This window comes from Chrysiogenia bacterium (genome assembly GCA_020434085.1).
Lineage (GTDB): Bacteria > JAGRBM01 > JAGRBM01 > JAGRBM01 > JAGRBM01 > JAGRBM01.
On the sequence record JAGRBM010000376.1, the window covers coordinates 1 to 5,177 of the forward strand.

The 5,177-nt window shown below is 64.8% G+C and carries 4 protein-coding genes; 3 read left to right on the plus strand and 1 reads right to left on the minus strand.

What is annotated here, in order from left to right; all coding sequences use genetic code 11:
* Nucleotides 1-2,040 (minus strand): M3 family metallopeptidase (locus tag KDH09_13025; protein MCB0220616.1); only part of this gene is annotated, 2,040 nt, incomplete at its 3' end.
* A 197-nt stretch (nucleotides 2,041-2,237) separates the two neighbouring features.
* Between KDH09_13025 and KDH09_13030 the strand changes: the two genes are divergently transcribed.
* From KDH09_13030 to KDH09_13040, 3 genes are all read left to right on the plus strand, one after another.
* Complete coding sequence (locus tag KDH09_13030) at nucleotides 2,238-3,665, plus strand: HAMP domain-containing histidine kinase (GenBank protein ID MCB0220617.1); 1,428 nt, start codon at nucleotides 2,238-2,240, stop codon at nucleotides 3,663-3,665.
* 16 nt (nucleotides 3,666-3,681) lie between these two features.
* Nucleotides 3,682-4,533: a patatin family protein gene (locus tag KDH09_13035; protein MCB0220618.1), complete on the plus strand. Its 852-nt coding sequence runs from the start codon at nucleotides 3,682-3,684 to the stop codon at nucleotides 4,531-4,533.
* 249 nt (nucleotides 4,534-4,782) lie between these two features.
* Nucleotides 4,783-5,177 (plus strand): carotenoid oxygenase family protein (locus KDH09_13040; GenBank protein MCB0220619.1); only part of this gene is annotated, 395 nt, incomplete at its 3' end.

Sequence of the window (5,177 nt, forward strand, 5' to 3'; positions counted from 1 at the left end):
ATCCAGCAGTCCGGAGCGCTCCAGCAGGGCGGAGAGGTCGGGTTCGCGGCCCATGAACTTCTTGTAGAGGTCCATCGGGTCCTCGGCATCGCCGTTGGCCAGCACGCTCTCGCGGAAGGCGCGTCCCACCTCGCGATTGAAGATCCCCTCGGCCTTGAAGCGCGTGAAGGCGTCGGCATCGAGGACCTCCGCCCACTTGTAGGAGTAGTAACCCGCGGCATAGGCAACGGGTCCGGCAAACAGGTGGGTGAAGCCGCAAATCATCGCGTAGTCGTCGGGCAGCGCCGTCGTGGCGAACTCGGCGAGTACGTCGCGCGCGTAGGGAAGGACATCGCCGTGCTGCTCGGGGTCGTATTCGGTGTGGATCTTGAGGTCCACGGTCGCAAAGCCGAGCTGGCGCATCATGGCGTTGGCGCTTCGGAAATTGCGCGCGCGCAGCATCTTTTCGAAAAGATCGTCAGGGATCGCATCCCCGGTCTCATAATGCCGGGCGAAGAGATCGAGCGCCTCTTTTTCCCAGCACCAGTTCTCCATGATCTGGGAGGGAAGTTCCACGAAGTCCCAGGCCACGTTGGTGCCCGAGAGGCTGCGTAGCTCCACGCGGCTGAGCGCGTGGTGGAGCAGGTGGCCGAACTCGTGGAAGAGCGTCTCCACGTCCCGGTGGGTGAGCAGCGCGGGTTTGCCGCCTACCGGCGGCATCATGTTGCCGTTGATCCCGCCAAGGTGGGGAATAAAACCCTTGCCCGCCGGCCCCCCCGTGAGCAGGTCGGTCATCCACGCGCCGCCGCGCTTGTTGTCGCGCGGAAATAGATCGGCGTAGAACGAAGCGATGTGGGTGCCGTCCTCTTCGAGGATGTCGTAGGTGCGCACATCCTTGTGCCAGGTCGGCAGCTTTTCGGTCGGAACAACCTGAATGCCGTAAAGACGATTTACGATCTCGAACATGCCCTTCAGGACATTCTCCATCGGGAAATAGGGGCGCACTTCTTCTTCATCGAAGGCGTAGAGGGCTTTTCGCTGCTTTTCTGCGTAGTAGCCCACATCCCAGGGGTTGAGATCCGGGGCGTCCTGGCCCTCGATCTCCTTGCGGAAGGCGCGCAGGTCTTCATTCTCGCTCCGGAATGCTTCTTCGCTCTTCTCGCGCAGCTCTTCGGTGAACTTCTTGGCCGCCGCGCCCTCGCGCGCCATGCGATCGTCGAGCACCAGATCGGCGAAGTTTGCAAAGCCCAGCATGCGGGCCCTCTTCTCGCGCAGCTCGCGGATCTGTTTGATCAGCCCGGAGTTGTCTGTCTCCCCACCGGTCGCACGGGTGTTGTAAGCAGTCCAGACGCGCCGGCGGATCTCGGCATCATCGATGTAGGTCATCAGTGGGATGAAGCTCGGGGCCTGCAGGGTGAAGCGCCAGCCCGCCTTGTCGCGAGATTCGGCGTCGGCGCGCGCGGCCTCAATGGCCGAGGCCGGCAGGCCGGCGAGTTTTGCCTCATCGGTGACGTAGATCTCGTAATCGACGGTGGCATCGAGCACGTTCTGGGAGAACTTGGTCGTTAGTTTCGAGAGCTCGACATCAATGCTCGCGAGCTCCTTCTTTTTCTCGGGCGGCAGGTCGGCGCCCTCGCGGCGAAAGTCGGCAATGGTTTTCTGCAGGTAGCGTTTGCGGATGCCGGTCAGTGCCTTCGCCTCGTCGGTCTCCGAGTAGTCGCGCAGCGCCTTCCAGAGGTCTTCGTCGAGCACGATGCTTGAGTAGAACTCGCTCACGGGCTGTTGCACGGCGTTGTAGGCCTCACGGAATTCGGGCGTGGTGGCCAGCGACTCGATGTTGCTGATGACTGACATGGCCTCGTGCAGGTCGTGGGTAATGGCCTCGAAGGCCAGCATGGTGTTCTCGAAGGTACGCGGGCTGCTCACGGTCTTGACCGCCTCAAGCTTCACGCGGGCCCGCTTGAGCAGCGCATCGATGCCGGGCTCCACATGGGCAGCCTCGATCCTGTCGAAGGGGATCTCGAAGGAGAGATTGAGAAGTGGGTTGTCGCTCGTGCTCATCGCGCTCGGCCTCTTTCAGGGAACGTCCGGTCTTTGCGTATCCAGCCTGATGGATAGCAGCGCCCGGGGGGCCGGTCCACCGGGTTACCCCCGGGCGTTGGCCAGCCGTGCAGCGCTGCGATACTCTGGAGCGGCCTGGAAACAGCTCCAACCCGGCCGGTGGCGGGTTGCCGGTGCTCTGCTCTGGAGGGGGAGAGATGTACGAGTCAGTCGTGAGTGAGGCGGGCTTTGCTGATCGCTTGCCGGGTCCGGTCCGCCGCGTGTGGGATGCGCTTGGCGCCCTGCCCGAAGGGCGTGAGCCCGATGAACGGGTCTTCTTCGTTGCCGCGCGTATCCGCCTGTTCTTTTCGATCTTTTTCGGCGCCTTCTACTGGAATCACTATTTCGTTGCGCACGCCGATCCGTTCTACCGGGCCGAGGGGCTGCGCCTGTTCTATCTGATCGATACCCCGCTGCGACTTCTGTGGATGGGCGGTGCGGCCTGGGTGTTGGCATTCAAGCCCGGCCGGGCCTGGCTCGGGCGGCTCAACTACCTGGCCATGAGCGTCGAGGTGCTGATCGTCTGCAACATCGTGATCTCCACCGGATCGATGAGCAGCGCGTTCCTGTGGGCCTACCCGGTGGTGCCCATCGTCAACCGCATCGCATTCGGGCGTGCGGCGGGAATCTATTCCACTTCACTCTCGGCGGTGATGATGGCGCTGGGGGCCACGCTCACGATCAAGGGCGTGCTGCCCGAGGCCACCTGGTACGCTGACTACTCACGCGCGACCTTTGCCAATCCGGATGTCTATTTCATGTCGGTCATGCTCGTTTTCGATGCGCTGCTGCTCGGCCCCGTGCTGGGAGAGTGGGCGATGCACCTGGCCGAGCGGCGCGAGAAAGAGCTGCGTGCCGCGCTCGAAGAGATCGAGCGCAAGCAGCGCGCCCTGGTCGAGGCCGAAGCGCTCGCCGCCATCGGTGAGTTCGTGCGCGGCGCCGCCCATGAGATCGGCAATCCGCTCTCCAGCGCGCGCAGTGTGATCGAGAGTGCCCGCGAGGAGCTGGCCGCCGACGAGAGCGCTGATCTACCCGCCTCGGCCCGCGCCGAACTGGTCGAAGATCTGCAGATGGCGGGGCTCGCCCAGCAGCGCGTGGCGGGCATTGTCTCGATTCTGCACGAACTCTCGGTGCACACGGAGGTTAAGCCCGGGCGCTTCGAGCTGAGCCGCGCACTTGCCGTGGGCGCCGCGGGCGTGGAGACCCGCGGGGAGTTGCCGGGCGTCGTGATTGATGGCAATGAAGGACAGCTCGGCGATGCCATTGCGCGCATCGTCGAGAACGCGCGGCAGTTCGGTGCCGGTAAGGTCTGGATCGAACTGGCGCTTGATGAGGAAGGCCAGGCCCGCGTGCGCGTCTGCGATGACGGCCCGGGATTCGATGAGGGCGCGCTCGCCCATGCGGCCGAGCCCTTCTTCACGACCCGCAAGGCCGAGCGGGCGCACCTGGGGCTGGGGCTCTTTATCGCGCGCGTCATCGCGGGGCGCATGGGTGGTCTGCTCGAAGTCGCCAACGGTGATGCGGGCGGCGCGCGGGTGAGCATTCATCTGCCCGCGGCCGCGCCAGCGCCGGAGAGCGCAAGCTGAATTTCGGAGCGATTCGGTGAGTTCAAGAAAAGCACTTGTTCTCGAAGGCGGCGGGATGCGCGGCATCTTTGCCTCGGGCCTGCTCGATGTCTTCCACGAGCGCGAGTTCCTTCCCTTTGACCTGGTGATCGGTACCTCGGCGGGTGCGTGCACGGGGGCGTGCTTCCTGGCGAACCAGCATCGGCGCAACTACCGCGTCTTTGTGAACTACATGGCGAGCGGGCGTTTCAAACAGCCGCTGCAGTGGCTTCGCGGCGGCAGCTACGTCGATCTCGACTGGCTCTGGGACGTGCTCGCCCAGGAAGATCCGCTCGACTGCGAGACCGCGCTCCATCGCGAGCACGTGGAGTTCCTCGCGGTTGCCACCTACGGCGATACCGGCGAGCCCGCCTACATCAATCCCACCCCCGAAACGCTGCTGGAGATCATCAAGGGCTCGAGCGCGCTGCCGATCATCTATCGCGGGGAGAACCTGTATGAGGGGCGCCCGCTGGTCGACGGCGGCGTCGCCGATCCCATCCCCGTGCAGAAGGCCTACGAGATGGGCGCGCGCGAGATCATGGTCGTACGCTCGCGCCCTGCGCAGTATCGAAAATCCGAGGGACTCGAAAGCAGGTTGAGCGCCGCCATCTTCCGCAAGACTCCGGGGCTTGCGCAGGCCGTGCGCACCTCGCCGCGACGCTACGCGGCCGCCGTCGATTTCATTGAAGCGCCCCCAGAGGACGCCCGCATCCTGCACGTGGCCCCGCCTGCGCTCCTTCAGACCGGGCGGCTGACCCAGGACAAGAACAAGCTGAAGAGCGACTACGAGCTGGGTCGCCGCGTGGCCGAGCAGGCCATCGTCGACTGGGAAAAGCTGCTGGGGTAGGGGCTTGGCTCGCCAAGCCCGTGCCTGGAGCGGCACCTTCCGGTCCCCTACCCGTGGCGGGGAGGGCAGGGAGGGGTAGTGTTGAGCCCGCACGAAGCGACCCCCTCCAGCCTTCGGCCACCTCCCCCGCCACGGGGGAGAAGGCCCTGAGAGCGCCGCGGAACAAATCCCTTGACGCCCGAAAGTTGACGATGTTAACATTGGGGCTGTTGCCGGGACACTGAGCGATGCCCGGCGGAGGAGGGTTGCATGGCTGCTTCGAGTTCCGCTGCACGGGTGATGGAGAGCGCATTGCGTTTTGAACCGGGAATGGGCTGGCGCCTGGCAAACCGCGACTTGCCGCGTGAACACGGCTTTGAGACGCTGGAGGTCGAGGGCAAGCTGCCTGAGGATCTTTCGGGCGCGCTCTATCGCAACGGGCCGGGGATCTTCTCGAACTTCGGAAATCCCTACAAGCATCCTTTCGATGGGGACGGGTCCATCACCGCGGTCCGCATCGGCGGCGGCCGCGCCGAGGGTGCCTGCCGCATCGTCGAGACCCGCGCGCTCAGGCACGAACGCCGCGAGGGCAAGGCCCTCTACCGCGGCTTCGGCACGTTGCCGCCGGGGCTGCGCCGCTTCACTCTCAAGTTCAAAAATGCGGC

Coding starts and splice junctions, on each gene's coding strand:
- KDH09_13030 (MCB0220617.1), top strand. CDS start 2,238: ATGTACGAGTCAGTCGTGAGTGAGGCGGGCTTTGCTGATCGCTTGCCG.